The sequence below is a fragment of the Natrinema caseinilyticum genome, from assembly GCF_024227435.1.
Lineage (GTDB): Archaea > Halobacteriota > Halobacteria > Halobacteriales > Natrialbaceae > Natrinema > Natrinema caseinilyticum.
The window spans coordinates 901021-915852 of sequence record NZ_CP100445.1; the positions used below are offsets into that span (position 1 = coordinate 901021).

General features: G+C 65.9%; 14 protein-coding genes. 3 read left to right on the plus strand and 11 right to left on the minus strand.

What is annotated here, in order from left to right:
- Positions 1 to 67: 67 nt before the first annotated feature.
- From NJT13_RS04375 to NJT13_RS04415, 9 genes are read right to left on the minus strand one after another with little or no spacing between them, the layout of a single operon-like run.
- Positions 68 to 1894 (minus strand): Na(+)/H(+) antiporter subunit D, encoded by a 1827-nt coding sequence (locus NJT13_RS04375; protein WP_254524274.1) that lies wholly within the window; start codon positions 1892 to 1894, stop codon positions 68 to 70.
- On the minus strand, positions 1894 to 3864 hold the full coding sequence (locus NJT13_RS04380; RefSeq protein WP_254524275.1) for a proton-conducting transporter transmembrane domain-containing protein: 1971 nt from the start codon (positions 3862 to 3864) through the stop codon (positions 1894 to 1896). Before NJT13_RS04380 ends, NJT13_RS04375 begins: the two co-directional genes overlap by 1 nt.
- On the minus strand, positions 3864 to 5462 hold the full coding sequence (locus tag NJT13_RS04385) for a proton-conducting transporter transmembrane domain-containing protein (RefSeq protein ID WP_254524276.1): 1599 nt from the start codon (positions 5460 to 5462) through the stop codon (positions 3864 to 3866). Before NJT13_RS04385 ends, NJT13_RS04380 begins: the two co-directional genes overlap by 1 nt.
- Positions 5455 to 5832, minus strand: a complete 378-nt coding sequence (locus NJT13_RS04390; RefSeq protein WP_254524277.1) for a cation:proton antiporter subunit C — start codon at positions 5830 to 5832, stop codon at positions 5455 to 5457. Before NJT13_RS04390 ends, NJT13_RS04385 begins: the two co-directional genes overlap by 8 nt.
- Positions 5825 to 6364 (minus strand): MnhB domain-containing protein, encoded by a 540-nt coding sequence (locus tag NJT13_RS04395; RefSeq protein WP_254524278.1) that lies wholly within the window; start codon positions 6362 to 6364, stop codon positions 5825 to 5827. The genes NJT13_RS04390 and NJT13_RS04395 overlap by 8 nt, the downstream gene beginning before the upstream one ends.
- Complete coding sequence (locus NJT13_RS04400) at positions 6365 to 6904, minus strand: DUF4040 domain-containing protein (protein ID WP_254524279.1); 540 nt, start codon at positions 6902 to 6904, stop codon at positions 6365 to 6367. It lies immediately after the preceding gene.
- Positions 6901 to 7290 (minus strand): monovalent cation/H(+) antiporter subunit G, encoded by a 390-nt coding sequence (gene mnhG / locus NJT13_RS04405; RefSeq protein WP_254524280.1) that lies wholly within the window; start codon positions 7288 to 7290, stop codon positions 6901 to 6903. Before mnhG ends, NJT13_RS04400 begins: the two co-directional genes overlap by 4 nt.
- Positions 7287 to 7565, minus strand: coding sequence for a cation:proton antiporter (locus tag NJT13_RS04410; RefSeq protein ID WP_254524281.1), 279 nt, complete (start codon positions 7563 to 7565; stop codon positions 7287 to 7289). The genes mnhG and NJT13_RS04410 overlap by 4 nt, the downstream gene beginning before the upstream one ends.
- Positions 7562 to 8596, minus strand: coding sequence for a monovalent cation/H+ antiporter subunit E (locus NJT13_RS04415; RefSeq protein WP_254524282.1), 1035 nt, complete (start codon positions 8594 to 8596; stop codon positions 7562 to 7564). The genes NJT13_RS04410 and NJT13_RS04415 overlap by 4 nt, the downstream gene beginning before the upstream one ends.
- Positions 8597 to 8939: 343 nt before the next feature.
- On the opposite strand from NJT13_RS04415, the gene NJT13_RS04420 reads away from it, so the two are divergent.
- The 3 genes from NJT13_RS04420 (at position 8940) to NJT13_RS04430 (ending at position 11995) form a co-directional block, all read left to right on the plus strand.
- Positions 8940 to 9272 carry a (2Fe-2S) ferredoxin domain-containing protein gene (locus tag NJT13_RS04420; RefSeq protein WP_254524283.1) on the plus strand — a complete coding sequence of 111 codons (333 nt, stop codon included), beginning with the start codon at positions 8940 to 8942 and terminating at the stop codon, positions 9270 to 9272.
- A gap of 175 nt (positions 9273 to 9447) precedes the next feature.
- Positions 9448 to 10806 (plus strand): MmgE/PrpD family protein, encoded by a 1359-nt coding sequence (locus NJT13_RS04425; RefSeq protein ID WP_254524284.1) that lies wholly within the window; start codon positions 9448 to 9450, stop codon positions 10804 to 10806.
- A 115-nt stretch (positions 10807 to 10921) separates the two neighbouring features.
- On the plus strand, positions 10922 to 11995 hold the full coding sequence (locus NJT13_RS04430; RefSeq protein WP_254524285.1) for a quinone-dependent dihydroorotate dehydrogenase: 1074 nt from the start codon (positions 10922 to 10924) through the stop codon (positions 11993 to 11995).
- Positions 11996 to 12115: 120 nt separating this feature from the next.
- Here the strand turns inward: NJT13_RS04430 and NJT13_RS04435 are convergent, their stop codons facing one another.
- Positions 12116 to 13039: a hypothetical protein gene (locus tag NJT13_RS04435; RefSeq protein ID WP_254524286.1), complete on the minus strand. Its 924-nt coding sequence runs from the start codon at positions 13037 to 13039 to the stop codon at positions 12116 to 12118.
- Positions 13040 to 13323: 284 nt separating this feature from the next.
- Positions 13324 to 14691, minus strand: coding sequence for an allantoinase AllB (allB, locus tag NJT13_RS04440; RefSeq protein ID WP_254524287.1), 1368 nt, complete (start codon positions 14689 to 14691; stop codon positions 13324 to 13326).
- Positions 14692 to 14832 lie beyond the last annotated feature (141 nt).

Here is a 14832-nt window from a genome sequence, read left to right on the forward strand (position 1 = left end):
TGAGGTCGCTCCGGGGCGAGACGCAGACGCGGATCGAAAGCGACACGATCTCGAAAGAGCGGCCGGCTCAGGCCACGAGAAGCCACAGGATACCGGTCAGGACGACCGTCAGCACCAGAACGGTCGTTCCGATTCCCGCCCGAAGGTGGATCGTCGAGGGCTGACCGCCGTCGGTGGGTTGGCGTTCGTCGACGTCGACCATCCAGTTCGGGAGCCGGTGTGCGGCTGCATCGGCCGCGAGAACGGGGTTGTTGCCGATCCAGTAACAGCGCGTGACCGCACCGACGACGGCCGCGTCGACCGCGGCGTAGGCACCGGTAACGGCGAGCATCGTCCACCGACTGACGTAGTAAGTCGCGGGATAGACGATCATCGCCGGGTCGCCGAGGTCGAGTTTCGAGAGGGGCTTCCGGACGACGACGAACCCGATCACGGAGATCGCGGTCAGTACCCCGGCCGTTTGCAGGTGACTCGGACTGTAGGGATGGAGGTGACCGGTACTCTCGCCGCCGTGGTAGGTGAATTCGAGGTGGTGGATCGTCGGAACGAGGTCGGCGAGCCCCTGCCACCAGACGCCGAACAGGAGACAGGCGCCGCCGAGGCCGAGCATCGCGACGGTCTGGCCGGGTTTCGCGTCCGCGACCTCGCGGTCGCTCTCGCCGTGGAAGAAGACGTAGTAGCCGAGTTTGATGAACGACAGGAGGGTGCCGATGGCGCCCAGGTAGAGCAGCCAGTACAGCGCCTGGTATTGCGGTTCTCCGTAGTAGTGGGGATCGGCCGCGTCGAAGACCATCCCCTTGCTGACGTAGCCGTTGAAGCCCGGAATGGCGGTGATCGAGAGCGCGCCGAACGCGAACCCGATCGCTGTCAGCGGCATCTCGCGCCAGAGACCGCCGAGTTCGTAGAGATCGTTCTCTCCGGTGCGGTAGATGACGACGCCGACGGCCATGAACAGCAGGCTCTTGAAGAGGATGTTGTTGAACAGGTGCCCCATCGCGCCGGCGACGGCGATCCCCGAGGTCATCCCGATCCCGGCGATGATGTAGCCGAGCTGGGCCTGGATGTGATAGGACAGCAGCGCCCGCATGTCGTGCTGGAGGAGCGCGAACCCCGCGCCGTAGACCGCCATCAGTCCGCCCATGTAGGCGAGAAAGAGCGTGCCCTCGCCCTCCGGGAACGCCCGATAGAGGACGAACGCGCTCGTCTTGGTCGTGTACACGGAGAGGAACACCGAGGCCGCGAAGTGCGGGCGCGGGTAGGTGTCGGGCAGCCAGGTGTGAAAGCCCACGAAGGCGACGTTGACACCCATTCCGAGCACCGCCAGCAGCGCCGGCAGTCCGTCCGCGATGCCGCCGCTTCCGTAGACGAACGTCCCGACTTCGACGTAGTGGGCGGCGACCGCGAGCATCACGAGCACCCCGCCGGTGCCGTGAAAGAGCGCGTACCGGAAGCCCGCGCGGACCGCATCTCCCCCGTAGTGCCAGATCAACAGCGTGCTCGTCACGGCCATCAGCTCCCACATGAACAGGAGCACCAGCCAGTCGCCGGCGAACGCCGCCCCGATCGACGAGGAGACGTACACCAGGGCGAAGGCGGTCATCGGTTTACTCGCCTCGCTCGAGTAGGCGTAGATGACGGTACAGATCCCGAGGAACCCGAGTCCGATCCCGATCATCTGGGAGAACGGATCGACGTAGAACGGAACGACGTCGAACCCGAGGAAACTGCCGGTCAGGTAGCTGCCCTCGGGGACGACGATCGAGATCGCAAGCACCGCCGCGAGGCTCAGCGCCCCGATCGTAAACCCGGCGATTCTCGGCAGGACGAGTACCAACAGTCCGGCGGCGAAGACCAGCAAGGGCGGGTAGGCCATCGCGAGCAGGTCGGCTTCCATCAGGCGGTCACCTCCGAGACGAGTTGGTCGAACGGAACGGACCCGAGTTGCTCGAACGGCATCCCGAAGACCCCCTCGACGATTTCGGTCGCGAGCTCGAGGAAGACCGCGTAGTCGGGGACGACGCCGAGGACGATCGCACCCGTGGCGATGACGGCGATGGGGGCGAGCATGAGCCACGTGGTTTCGGCCAGCGGCGACGTCCGCGTCCAGCCGCCGACCGGTGGCCCGCCGGTGAGGGAGTCGTCGTGGTCGCCGTGGTGGTCGATAGCGTCGACTGAATCACCGAGGTGGCCGTCGTCGTGGTCGTCGCCGTCGCCGTCGGTCTCGTGGCCGCCCGTCCCGTCACGGTCGTCGTTCTCGTCGTGAGTTTGTGCAGTCGCCTCGGGGGTCGAATGATCGCTCGGATATCTGTCGACGGCGTACTCGTAGTCCGTCTCCGAGCCGTCGACGCCCGGTTCGCCGCCGTCGGCGGCCACGCTCTCGTCGGTCGATTCCTCGGGTCCGTACGATTGGCGCAGGCCGCCCCGCGGGAACTCGAGGAGGGGTTTCGCGTCGTGGCGGTCCTCGCTCTCGAAGAAGGCGGTGTAGACGACCGGCCAGAAGTACGCGATGTTGAGGACGGCCGAGAGGAGCAACGCGCCGGCGAACAGCCAGTACTCGCCGCCCATGTAGCCGGCGCCGATCAGCATGTAGAACTTGCTGACGAATCCCGCGATCGGCGGGACGCCGGCCATACCGGCCGCACCGACGGTGAAGGCGGTCATCGTCAGCGGCATTCGCTTGCCGATGCCGGCCATTTCGCTGATGTAGTCGGTGTGGGTCTCCACGTGGATCGACCCCGCACAGAAGAACAGGGTGAGCTTCGCGAACGCGTGGGCGGGAATGTGAAACAGCGCCCCCACGATCGCGTAGGGGTGGAGCATCGAGAGGCCGAGCACGATGTAGGAGAGCTGTGCCGTCGTCGAGTACGCCAGCCGCCGTTTGAGGTGATCCTTGCGCATCGCGATGATGCTCGCCGCGGTCAGCGTGAACGCGGCGACGATCGCGACGGGGATGTTCAGGCCGACGTCTCCGACGAGCGGGACGTCGAGTGGCAAGTCGTGGATCAAGCCCGGACCGTAGACCTCGAGTATCACGCGGGCGATGCCGAACGCGCCGGACTTGACGACCGCCACCGCGTGGAGGAGCCCGGAGACGGGAGTCGGCGCGACCATCGCGTCGGCGAGCCAGGAGTGAAGCGGCATCAACGCGGCTTTGACGCCGAAGCCGGCGATGAGCAGGAAGAAGGCGGCCTGTGCGTAGATCGGCTCGGCCTGGGCGGCAGCGGCGAGGGCATCCATGCCGCCCGCCTCGAAGGCGAGCGTCGGCCCCCCGGTCACCGTGCTCGTGAGCCAGTATATCATCGCGGTCCCGGCAAGCAGGAAGACGCCGCCGCCGAAGAACGTGTACGTGAGGTACTTCCGGCCGGCGATGCGTGCTTCGTCGTCCTCGTTGTGGGCGACCAGCGGATAGGTCACGAGCGATAGCAGTTCGTAGAAGACGAAGATCGTCACCAGATTCGCCGCGAAGGCGATCCCGACTGCGGAAGAGAGGCTGGCCGCGAACGAGGCGAAGAACCGGGTCTGGGCGTGTTCGTCGAGCCCGCGCATGTACCCCGTCGCGTAGAACGACGTGAAGATCCAGAGGAAACTCGCGAGGAGCGCGAAGAAGATCCCCAGCGGATCCGCTCGCAGCGCGAAGTCGATACCCGCAAGGAACTCGATCCCCGTCGACTCCGCCAGACTCCACCGGAAGACGGTCCCGGACATGACCGCGGGCAGCATGCTGACGATGATCCCAAATTTCGCGAGGGCGGCCAGCACTGACCAGCCTTCCCGCAGGTTGGGACGGCGATGCGACGCGACGATCAGGACGATCGCGACCGCGGATACCAACACGGCGGCGAGCGGTCGAATATCTGCTACCATTAGCGAATGACCTCCGTGAGAAACGGCTCGAGCAAGTCGGCGAACGTTCCACCCGCAAATCCGAGCGCGACGGCACAGAGCGCGGCGACCACGACGACGGCGACCATGCCGACCGAAACCGCGGCCGGGTCACCCCCGCTCGACGCGGCGGAGATCGTGTCGTCGGATCCGGGGCCGTCGGCCGCGGTCTCGTCTCGACCGTCGCCGTCGGACCCGCCGTCCGTCGCGACCGGACCCCCGGCCGGAGACGAGACGGCACGCGACGGTGTGAAGTACATCTTCTCGAGCAGGCGGGCGGCGTAGGCGAGCGTGAGCATGGTACTGAGGAAAATGACGCCGGCAACGGGCCACAGCTCGGACTGGACGGCGCCGAGTGCGATGTACCACTTGCCGACGAAGCCGACGCCCGGCGGAACGCCGACCAGCGAGAGCAAGAGGACGGCCATCGCGCCGGCGACGACCGGGCGGTGTTTCGCGAGTCCGGCGTACTCGTCGACGGTGCGGGCCCCGTAACTCGTCGCGACGAGTGCGGCCGCCAGAAAGAGCCCGGCTTTCAGCAGGCCGTGACCGACCAGATGGACCGTCGCGCCGATCAGTGCCGTCTCGGCCGCCCCGGAATTGCCGCCGATGACGACCCCGTAGGCGGCGATGACGAGCCCGAACTGCGAGACCGACGAGTACGCGAGCATCCGTTTGACCTCGGTCTGGATTACGGCCAGGACCGTGCCTGCGAGGACGCTCACGCAGCCGACGACGAGGACGATCGACGCGGCGTTGGGCATCGCGGTCAGGTAGTCGACGCCGAAGACGGTCACGATCAGGCGGCCGAACGCGTACGCGGAGGCCGTCGAGACCAACGCGGCGATGATCGGCGTCACGCCGTCGGGAGCCTGCTGGTACGCGCTCGGCTGCCAGGTGTGTAACGGCCACTGGGCGACCTTGACCGCGAAGCCGACGACGATGAACCCGAAGGCGGTGCGGATCAGTGTCGGGCGTTCCGCCGCCGGAATCGCCGTCGCGAGTTCGATCATGTTGAGCGTCCCCGTGGCCATGAGCAGGAACGCGACCCCGATCAGGTACATCGACGCGGCGACGGTCCCCAGAATCAAGTACTTCAGCGCGGCGACGGCCGATTCGGGCCCGTCGCCGCTCGCGACCAGCGCGTAGGTCGCGATGCTGGTGATCTCGAGGAAGACGAACAGGTTGAACACGTCGCCGGTCATCGTGATCCCGAGCAGTCCGCCGACCAGCAGCAGGTACGCCGTGTAGAAGGTGTTCCCGCGCGGGCCGCCGCGGCGCGTGTACGCGAGGACGCCGACGGCGACCCCCGTGACGAGCAGTGCGATCAGCGTCGAGTACTGATCGGCGACGAGTTCGATTCCGTACGTTCGGGGATAGCCGCCGAGCGTATGCGTTACCTGCCCGTCGGCGTAGACGACGCTCGCGAGGGCGACCGCAGCGCCGAACAGACCGATCGTCGTCACCGCGGCGACGGGCCACCCGGCCCGATCGAACCACAGTCCGAGCGCGATCGGCAGCGTCGCCGCGAGCAACGGCACGACGATCAGCAGCGGCGGGATCAGATCGACGCTACTCATCGGCACGCACCTCCCTGAGCGTGTCCTCGCGCAGCGTTCCGTACTCCGCGTAGATGCGGATGATCAGCGCCAGTCCGACCGCCGTCAGCGCGATGCCGACGACGATGGCGGTCAGGACGATGACTTGCGGAAGCGGACTCGCGACGAGGAGTTCGCCGGGATTCGCTTCGTGCGGAACGATCGGCGCCGACGCACCCTCGACGTCGATGTACGCCATCGAGATGAAAAACAGGAAGATCGCCGTCTGGAAGAGATTCACACCGATCAGCTTCTTCACGAGGTTCTCGCTGGCGATCACCATGTAGATCCCGATACCGAGCAGGACGAACAGCAACACGTACGTGTACCGGCTCGCGAGCATCTCAATCATCGTCGCTCACCTCCGTGTCGGCCGACTCGCGGCGCTCGTCGGCCGTGCTCTCGGCCATGCTCGTTCCCCCGGTCCCGCTCGGACGGTCGGGCGCGAATCCCGACGCCATCGCGAAGAAGAGGGTGATCATGGTTCCGGCGACGATCAGCGATATACCGGCGATTTCGACGGCCTCGAGCCCCCACTTCGGTTTGATGTGGAAGACCTCCTTGAGTTGATAGAACTCGAGGAAGTTACCGCCGAGTGCCACCATCGCGAAGCCGATCGCGCCGAAGATGACGACGCCGCCGGTGACGAGGCCGACGAGCAGGGAGTTGCGGAGCCACTGTCGGGTCGGTTCGATCCCGAAGGCGAACGCGAGCATGAGGATCGTGACGCCGACGATGGTTCCACCCTGGAAGCCGCCGCCGGGGGCGTCGCCCCCGTGGAACGTCATAAACAACCCGTAGGTGAGCGTAAACGGTGCGATAATCTTGACCGCGGTCATGATCACCTGACTTTCGGTGTAGGTGTCGTCGTAAGGAGTGGGCATTTAGGCGAACACCTCGCGTTTCAAGACGAGCAACGTCGAGACCCCGGCGGCGAAGACGACGACCGCCTCTCCGAAGGTGTCGAACCCACGATAGGCCGCCAGGACGGACGTCACCGCGTTCTGGACGCCGGTCTGCTCGTAGGTCTCCCTGATGTAGTGTTGGGTCACGTCCGGGTTCGACCAGACGGGCGTGTCCACGAGTCCGACGGCGTACATCTCCGGCAGGACGACGGTACCGAGCAGCACGACGAACGCGCCGACTGCGACGACGGCCGGAACGTGAATGCGCTCCCGTAAGTCGTCCGTCGAGGGCCGCGACGTCCGTGCGATCGTCAGCAACAGGAGAAGCGTCGTGACGCCGGCGCCGATCGCGGCCTCGGTCATCGCCACGTCGGGTGCCAGCAGGTACGTGTAGAGAATCGCCATGCCGAGACTGTAGGCACCGAAGACGATGATAACCGACAGCACGTCGCGAAAGAGCGCGGTCGCGACTGCGGTCACGAGGATGAAAACGACGAGCGAGTACGCGAGGGCGCTCACTGCGGCTCACCTCCCGTTTCGGTCGCGGGCTCTCCCGCCTCGGTCGTCCCGGGATCGTGTCCACGGTCACCGGGACCCTCGTCGTCGAGTCGCGCCTCGACGCCCGTTTCGGCGGCCGACCGCGCGATCGCGTGGGCCGCCGTCGGGTTCGTAATGAAGACGAAGAACAACAACAGGACGCAGTAGACCGCCGCGTGCTGCCACCCCAGTGCCAGCGCGACTGCCGCGAGCGTCAGGCCTGCCCCGAGAGTGTCCGCTTGCGACGCGGTGTGCGTTCGCGCGTAGACGTCGGGCAACCGGATGACGCCGACAGCTGCGACGAACGTGAAGAACACGCCGAATCCGATGAGGACGACGATCGCCCAGAACCGGATGGTCTCGATCACAGCACACCACCCCGTTCGACGGTGAACTTCGAAATCGCGACCGACATCAGGAAGTTCAACAGCGCGTAGATCAGTGCGACGTCCAGAAACCACGGCTCGTCGAGCGCAACGGTCAGCAGCGCGAGAATGACCACCGTGTTCGTCCCGATGACGTTCACCGCCAGCAGTCGATCCTGGGTCGTCGGGCCCACGACGGCGCGATAAAACATCACGATCGCGAGACCGACGAACAGCGCCGCGGCGATCAGGAACACGTCCTCGAGCGGGGGCGTCACAGTTCCTCACCTCCGACGATCTCCGCGTCGTCGCGCTCTTCCGGCGACGGGATATCCGCCGATTCCCGGCCGTAGAAGACGAAGCGGATCCCGCGCTCGAGTCCGCCGTCGAACAGATCCTCTCGGGCCGCTGGAATCAAGGTGTGGACCAGCAGCTCCTGGTTACTGGCCCGAACCGTCAGGGTGCCCGGCGTGAGCGTGATGCTGTTGGCCAGGGCGGTCAGCGGCAGCCCGCTCCGGACGCGGGAGTTGACGCGGGTCAGCGTCGGTTCGATCGGCATCGAGGGGCGGAGTATCACGGCCGAGACTGCGATATTGGCTTTGACGATCTCCCAGAGGAGATACGGAACGTAACAGACGAATCGAACGGTTCGCAGCGGCGACTGAACCCGGTCCAGCGGTACCGAAAACGTCACCTGCGCGAGCGAGACGGCGACGATGGCGGCGACGGCAGCGCCGGTGACGAGATCGAACCAGTAGGTCGGATCGCCGAGAACGAGATAGAACCCGTAGGAAATCCAGAACGTCGCGAACAGCCGGTCGAAGCTCTCGCCGTCCCCGACGAGCCGGCCGTGTCGGGCCGGCCGTTCGACCGGGGCCTCGTCGTAGGACAGTCCGACGCGCTCGAGTTCGCGCTCGAGTGGTTGGAGCATCTGGGCCGTGACGCCCGGTTGGTACTCCGGATCGATGACGAGGCGATCGATCCCCTTCTCGTCGGCGTACACGCCGAATATCTCGGCGTAATCCCGCGGACCGAAGAGGTATTCCGCTTCGCCGAGCGTCGTGGTCTCGACGATCACGTCCGCGTCACCGGCGTCCTCCTCGACCCAGTTACGCGCCCGCGAGAGCAATTCCGCCGCCTCTTCGCGATAGCGCGCACTCTCGGGGACATCGGCGTCGTACGGAAGCGCGACGACCAGGTGACATTCGATCGCGTCCGCCCCGTCGAGCCCCGATCGAACGGCGTATCCGACCGTCTGCCGGACGGTCACCGTGTCCGACAGCGGGACGAGCAGGCGTTCAACCGCCACGGGATCTCCCTCCAGGTGACCGTCGTTTGATATTCATGACTCTCGTCGATAGTCGAGTGAAACGGTAGCCGTAGGAAAACGATTTCGTTATCCACCAGCAGTCACGCGTAGCCGTAGGAAAACGATTTCGTTATCCACCAGCAGTCACGCATTCCGACGCGCGTTCGAAATGCGCGCGACGGTTCTCGAACGATAGTAACGAGAATCTTATATGAGTGGGGGCCAGCGCCGAGATTCGACCGATGGTTTTACAAGATAACTTTCGATAGATAAAGTGTGATTGCATGACGTCGTCCGAGACCGGACGCGACCGAGTTTCGACCGCGAGCGACCCCGCTTGCCCATGAACGAACGGACCGAACAACACCGCGAGCGCCTCGCGGCGCACGTCTTCGTCTGTGTGAACGACCGCGATTCTGCACACGCCAACTGCGCGGCGGCCGGTGGCGAGGAGACGTTCACCGCCGTTACGGAGTGGTTGCGCGAACGGGACGCGTACTGGACGGCGGTGTCCGTCACCAGGACCTCGTGTCTGGGCCTGTGCAGCGACGATGGGACCGCGATTTCGATCCAACCGCGAAACACGTGGTACGCCGACGTGACGCCAGCGGACGTTCCCGACCTACTCGAGTCCGAATTCGGTGCCGACGCGGAGCGGGTCGGCGGCGGCACGTGACCGAGCGGTGACAAAACGGCCCTGCCAGTCGACGCTCGGTACCGGTTTCCGGAGGCCCCAGTCGGTTCACCGGTCCGCTCCGGACGGGCTCTCCCCGGCGGGAGTCTTCGGGGACGCTGACCCGGGTCATCGCCGACACGTACGATTATAGGGGTCGACCGCAGAGGGGACACTAATGACGGAGACACCCTCGAGCGGGGTGGCAGCGGAACTCGCCGAGTTCGTCGCCGCGCTCACGACCGAATCGATTCCCGAAGAGGCGCTCCGAGCGGCCGAACGGGCGATCCTCGATACCGTCGGCGTAACGCTCGCTGGAGCCGCTGCCGACGCGGGGGCGGTCTCTGTGGCGGCCGCTGTCGCGGAGTCCGGCGAGACGACGGTCCTCGGACGCGACGACCGATTGCCGCTTTCCGATGCGGTCTTCGCGAACGCATCCGCGGGCCACGCGCTGGATTTCGATGACGTCGCCCTGGCCGCGATGGACGGGCACCCGAGCGTCCCGATGGTCGCCCCACTGCTGGCCATCGGCGAGCGGGAGGGGGCGACGGGGCGGGACCTGTTGACCGCCTACGTCGCCGGATTCGAAACGCAAGGGTACCTCTCGCGACCGATCAGTCCCGGCCACTACGAAGGCGGATGGCACGCCACGTCGACCATCGGCCTCTTCGGGGCCACGGCCGCCGTCGCCCGACTGCTCGAACTCTCCCCAGAACGCACCGAACACGCGCTCAACATCGCCGCCTCGATGCCGGCCGGCCTCAAACGGAACTTCGGCACGACGACCAAACCGATCCACGCCGGCCAGGCCGCGCGATCCGCCACGACCGCGGCACTGCTCGCCGCCAACGGGGCGACGGCCGATCCGACGGCGATCGACGGCGACCGCGGGTTCTTCGACCTCTACAGGGGCGAGACACGGCCCGACCTCGAGCGACTGCCCGACCTCGGGTCCCGCTGGGCGCTGCTCGAGGACGGCATCGACGTGAAGAAATATCCCTGCTGTTACTACACGCACAGCGCGATCTACGCCGCGACCGGGATCGCGGAGACGAACGACATCCGGGCCGACGACATCTACGAGGTCGTCGTGACCGCCTCGCAGGGAGCCGCCGATGCGCTCGCCCACGACGACCCCCGGACGGGCCTCGAGGGGAAGTTCTCGATGCCGTATCTGATCGCCAGTGCGATCGTCCGCCGCGGGGTCGGCCTGGCCGCGTTCGAAGACGATCGGATCGACGAACCGGCAGTGCAGGCCGTCCGCGAACGCGTCACGCTGACGGTCGACTCGGACCTGCCGTACGATTCGAACGCCGCACACGTCGCCGTCACGGACCGTTCGGGAGACGTCTACGAGCGCATGCAGGAACGACCGCCGGGGACGCACGACGATCCGCTCTCGAACGACGAACTACAGGAAAAATTCAGAATGTGCGCCGACTACGCGCCGGGTTCGGTCGCGGTCGAGGACGCGGTGTCGGCCCTGGACGATCTCCGGACCGTCGACGACGTGAGGAACGTCCTGGAGTCGCTCTGATTCCGGGATTCACCACCGTTTCCCGAGTTGCGCGCCCGTCTCTCGAGGCGGGATCGGCGGCGATGGCTCCCGTGACTTCGGGACGTTTACCTGTCAGCCCTTCCGATTGCAGGCAATGACGCTGTACTCGCGTGTGCGCCCCCTCGCGTTCAAACTGCCGGCCGAGACGGCCCACGATCTCGGCAAGCGAACGCTCCGGGTGGCACAGTCGAACTGGCCGACGCGGACGGCGCTGTCCGCCGCATACCAGTTCGAACACCCGGCGCTCGAGTCCGACCTGTTCGGGACGCGATTTCCGAACCCCGTCGGTGTCGCCGCCGGCTTCGACAAGAACGCGGAAGTGACGCACGCGCTCGCCGCGCTCGGCTTCGGCTTCGTCGAAATCGGGACCGTCACGCCCTACGCGCAGTCCGGAAACGACCGGCCGCGACTGTTCCGCCTGCTCGAGGATGGGGCGATGATCAACCGAATGGGCTTCAACGGCCAGGGAATGGAACGGGTCAAAGCACGGCTCGAGACGGACGGACCCCCCGAGGTCCCGCTGGGCGTGAACATCGGCAAGATGAACTCCTCGAACGAGCGCGAGGCGATCGAGGACTACCGTCGGGTCTTCGATCGACTCTCCCCGTTCGCCGACTACGTCGTGGTGAACGTCTCCTGTCCGAACACGCCCGACGAGTTCGACGAGGGATCGCCCGACCACCTCCGCTCGATCTTCGAAACGCTCGAGGCGGAAAACGATCGCGGGGTGCCGATCCTCGTGAAAATCGGGCCCGATTCACCCGAGCAGTCGATGTTCGACCTCGTCGACATCGCCCGAGCGTACGACCTCGACGGCATCGTCGCGACCAACACCTCGACGAGCCGAACCGGCCTCGAGTCGCCGCGTCGAGCGGAGTGGGGCGGGCTCAGCGGCAAACCGATCCAGGATCGCTCGACGGAAGTCATCCGCACGTTAGCCGAGTACACCGACGGCGAGCTACCGATCGTCGGCGTCGGCGGCGTCGACTCCGCGAAGAGCGCCTACGAGAAGATCCGAGCCGGTGCCTCGCTCGTCGAGCTGTATACCGGGTTCGTCTACGAGGGTCCCTCGACCGCGAAACGGATCAACCGGGGTCTCGTGGCGTTACTCGAGCGCGACGGTTTCTCGTCGATCGAAGACGCGGTGGGCGCGGACCTGGACGGGTGATCGAGACGACCGTCGGACCGACGCTCGCTCGCTGCCGGTCGTCTCCAGACGTGATGAACGCAGGTCCGTCTCGCGGCGATGTATGGACTGGTGTGCGTTTCGGTGGCGAGGATCGAATCGTCACGACCGTCGGACGATCGTCGGCCCCGCGACCGTCGGAACTGCGTCCTCGCCCCAAACGCGACGTTCCTGTTGGTCCTCGATCGGATCTTTGAACGCCGAAATTCCGGACACGACCGCGTTTTCTGGCAGTCCGTCCGGATCGATCATGTCCGCGCCGCCGGCGGTGGGCGAGTACGCCCAGAGCCTGACCGCCTTCCGCAGGGTGTTCAGGTTGATGCTGACGAGGCGGTCCGCGATCCTGACACCGCTGTCGTAAATCGTGTCGGTCGTGCCGATCAGGTTCTCCGCCTCGAGGAGCCCCTCGTTGGGGGTCGCGAACTCGGCCGTCGTCCGTTCGACGCCGTCGGCGATGTTCGAATCGCTGAAGTCGACCTCGAGATCGAGGTAGGTTGGACGGAACAGGTTGCTCGCGATTCCGGTCTCGGTGTGATACTCGGCGCTGAGAGTGCCGATAGTGTCGTCGCTCCTGACCGTCGTCTCGGTGCTCTCGATGATCCAGGACCACCCGCCGTTTCCGTACGACGTCGCCGGGGTGTCGATGGAAAGACGGACGTAAACCTCGCCGACGTCGCTCGGGTCCGCGTCCGTCGCCCAGCTAATGACGAACGGGAAGTCGACCGTGTAGGAGTCGCAGTTCCCGCCGAACCAGCCACAGCCCCGGAGGGATTCGTTCTGGTGCATGAAGATGCCGTCGGCGTCGAACTGGCCGTTGACGACGCCGGCCTGCTCCGGATCGAGCGGCGATTCGTCCCGCTCGAACAGCGTCGGAATGCTCACCGAACAGAGGAACCCGTCACCGGTTCCCGCGGCTCCGAGTCCGGGAAGTGCCGTCGCCGCGAGGCCGGTCCCGCCGATGGTTTTCAGAACGGTTCGTCGCGAGCGATCCGTGCGGTCGTTCGGGTCTTCCGAATTACCGAACATCATAAGGATCGACTACAGCGTTCAATTTAAGCTTTTCTGGTAAAACACTATATCAGTCCGAATGGTACGAAACCCCGGCACGACCTCGGGTAGCTGGCGATTGTCGCACCCCGCCAAACGATACCCCAGTGTCGGGTTCCCATCCGTACTACGCGATCGGTGGTGCACAGGAACGGATGGCTGACGTATTCACGCACTCGAGCGGCGGCAGAAATCACTGACAGCTGTGCCCTTCGATTCCGAGCGTGCGATCGACGATGAACGACGGCGGCTCGCCCCTGTCGTCAGTCGACGTCGACGCGCGTTCCGTATCCGGCCTCGCCGACCACGTCGCCGTCCGACGCGACGACCTCGCCGCGGACCACCGTCGCGACGGCTTTCCCGGTGAACGACTCTCCCTCGAACGGCGTAACCGAATTCTTCGAGTGAAGGGTGTCGCGGTCCTCGAGGGTCCACTCTCGCGTCGGATCGACGATCGTGAAATCGGCGTCGGTGCCGACCTGCAGCGACCCCTTCTGCGGGTACATCCCCCAGACCTGGGCCGGCCGGGTCGAGTGGCGGCGGACCCACTCCTCGAGCGTGAGTCGGCCCCGATCGACGAACGTGAGCATCGCCGGCACCTCCGTCTCGAGGCCGACGAATCCCGAGATCGCGTTCCACGTGTTTCCGAACGGATCGTCGACCAGTTTCTCCTCGGGGGTGTGGGGCGCGTGGTCGGTGGCGATGCAGTCGATCGCGCCGCCGTCGACGCCGACGGACCAGAGTTCGTCCCGCTCGGCAGCGTCTCGGATGGGTGGCTGAACCCGTGCGACGTTGCCCTTCTCGCGCACGACGTCCTCGGTGAACCAGAGGTAGTGCGGGGTCGTCTCCGCAGTCACGTCGACGCCGCGGTCCTTTCCGCGGGCGACGGCCTCGGCAGCCGACCCCGACGAGACGTGGAACATGTGAATCTTCGTTCCGGTCTCTTCGGCGAAAGTGATCATTCGCTCCACGGCCTCTCGCTCGGCGATCACGGGCCGCGAGTGTGAGTGGTCGATGGGATCGGTCCGACCCTCCTCTTTGAACCTCGCCGTGTAGTAGTCGATGATCTCGCCGTTTTCTTCGTGGAACCCGAGCCGTTTCCCGGTCTCGCGGATTCGTTTCATCGCCTCGAGGATTTCGCCGTCGTTCGGCGGCGGAACGTCGCCGACGGTCGAGCCCAGGAAGATCTTGTACCCGATCGCGCCGGCCTCGTCGATCGCCGGGATCAGGTCCAGGTTTTCGGATGTCACGACCGCGTAGCTCTGGAAATCGACGTGCGCCGACGCCTCGCCGCGCTCGAACTTCAACTCGAGGTGCTCCGGTCGGTCGATGACCGGGTCGGTGTTCGGCATTCCGACGACGGTCGTCACGCCGCCTGCGGCGGCCGCTCTCGTCGCGGACTCCCAGTCCTCCTTGTACTCGAGTCCGGGCTCGCGGTTGTGGATGTGGCAGTCGACGATTCCAGGCACGAGGACGGTGCCCTCGCCGTCGAAGACGCGGTCCGCGTCGGGGAGCCGGTCGCTCCGGCCGACTGCGACGATGGTTCCGTCTTCGACGGCGACGCCCGCGTCGGGAGTCCGGCCCGCGGGCGTGACGACGGTACAGTTGCGCACGACGAGGTCGACGGTCATTGCCGTGGAGTTGCCGAGGGCCGCGCATATAGCTTCCCCAAGCGGGCCAGCCCCTCGAGACTCTACTCACCGCTCGCCTCTCGTCCAACACGTGATATGCCCGCCGCGCGGAGTGACGAGCGGCCAGCACCGTCGGTCCCG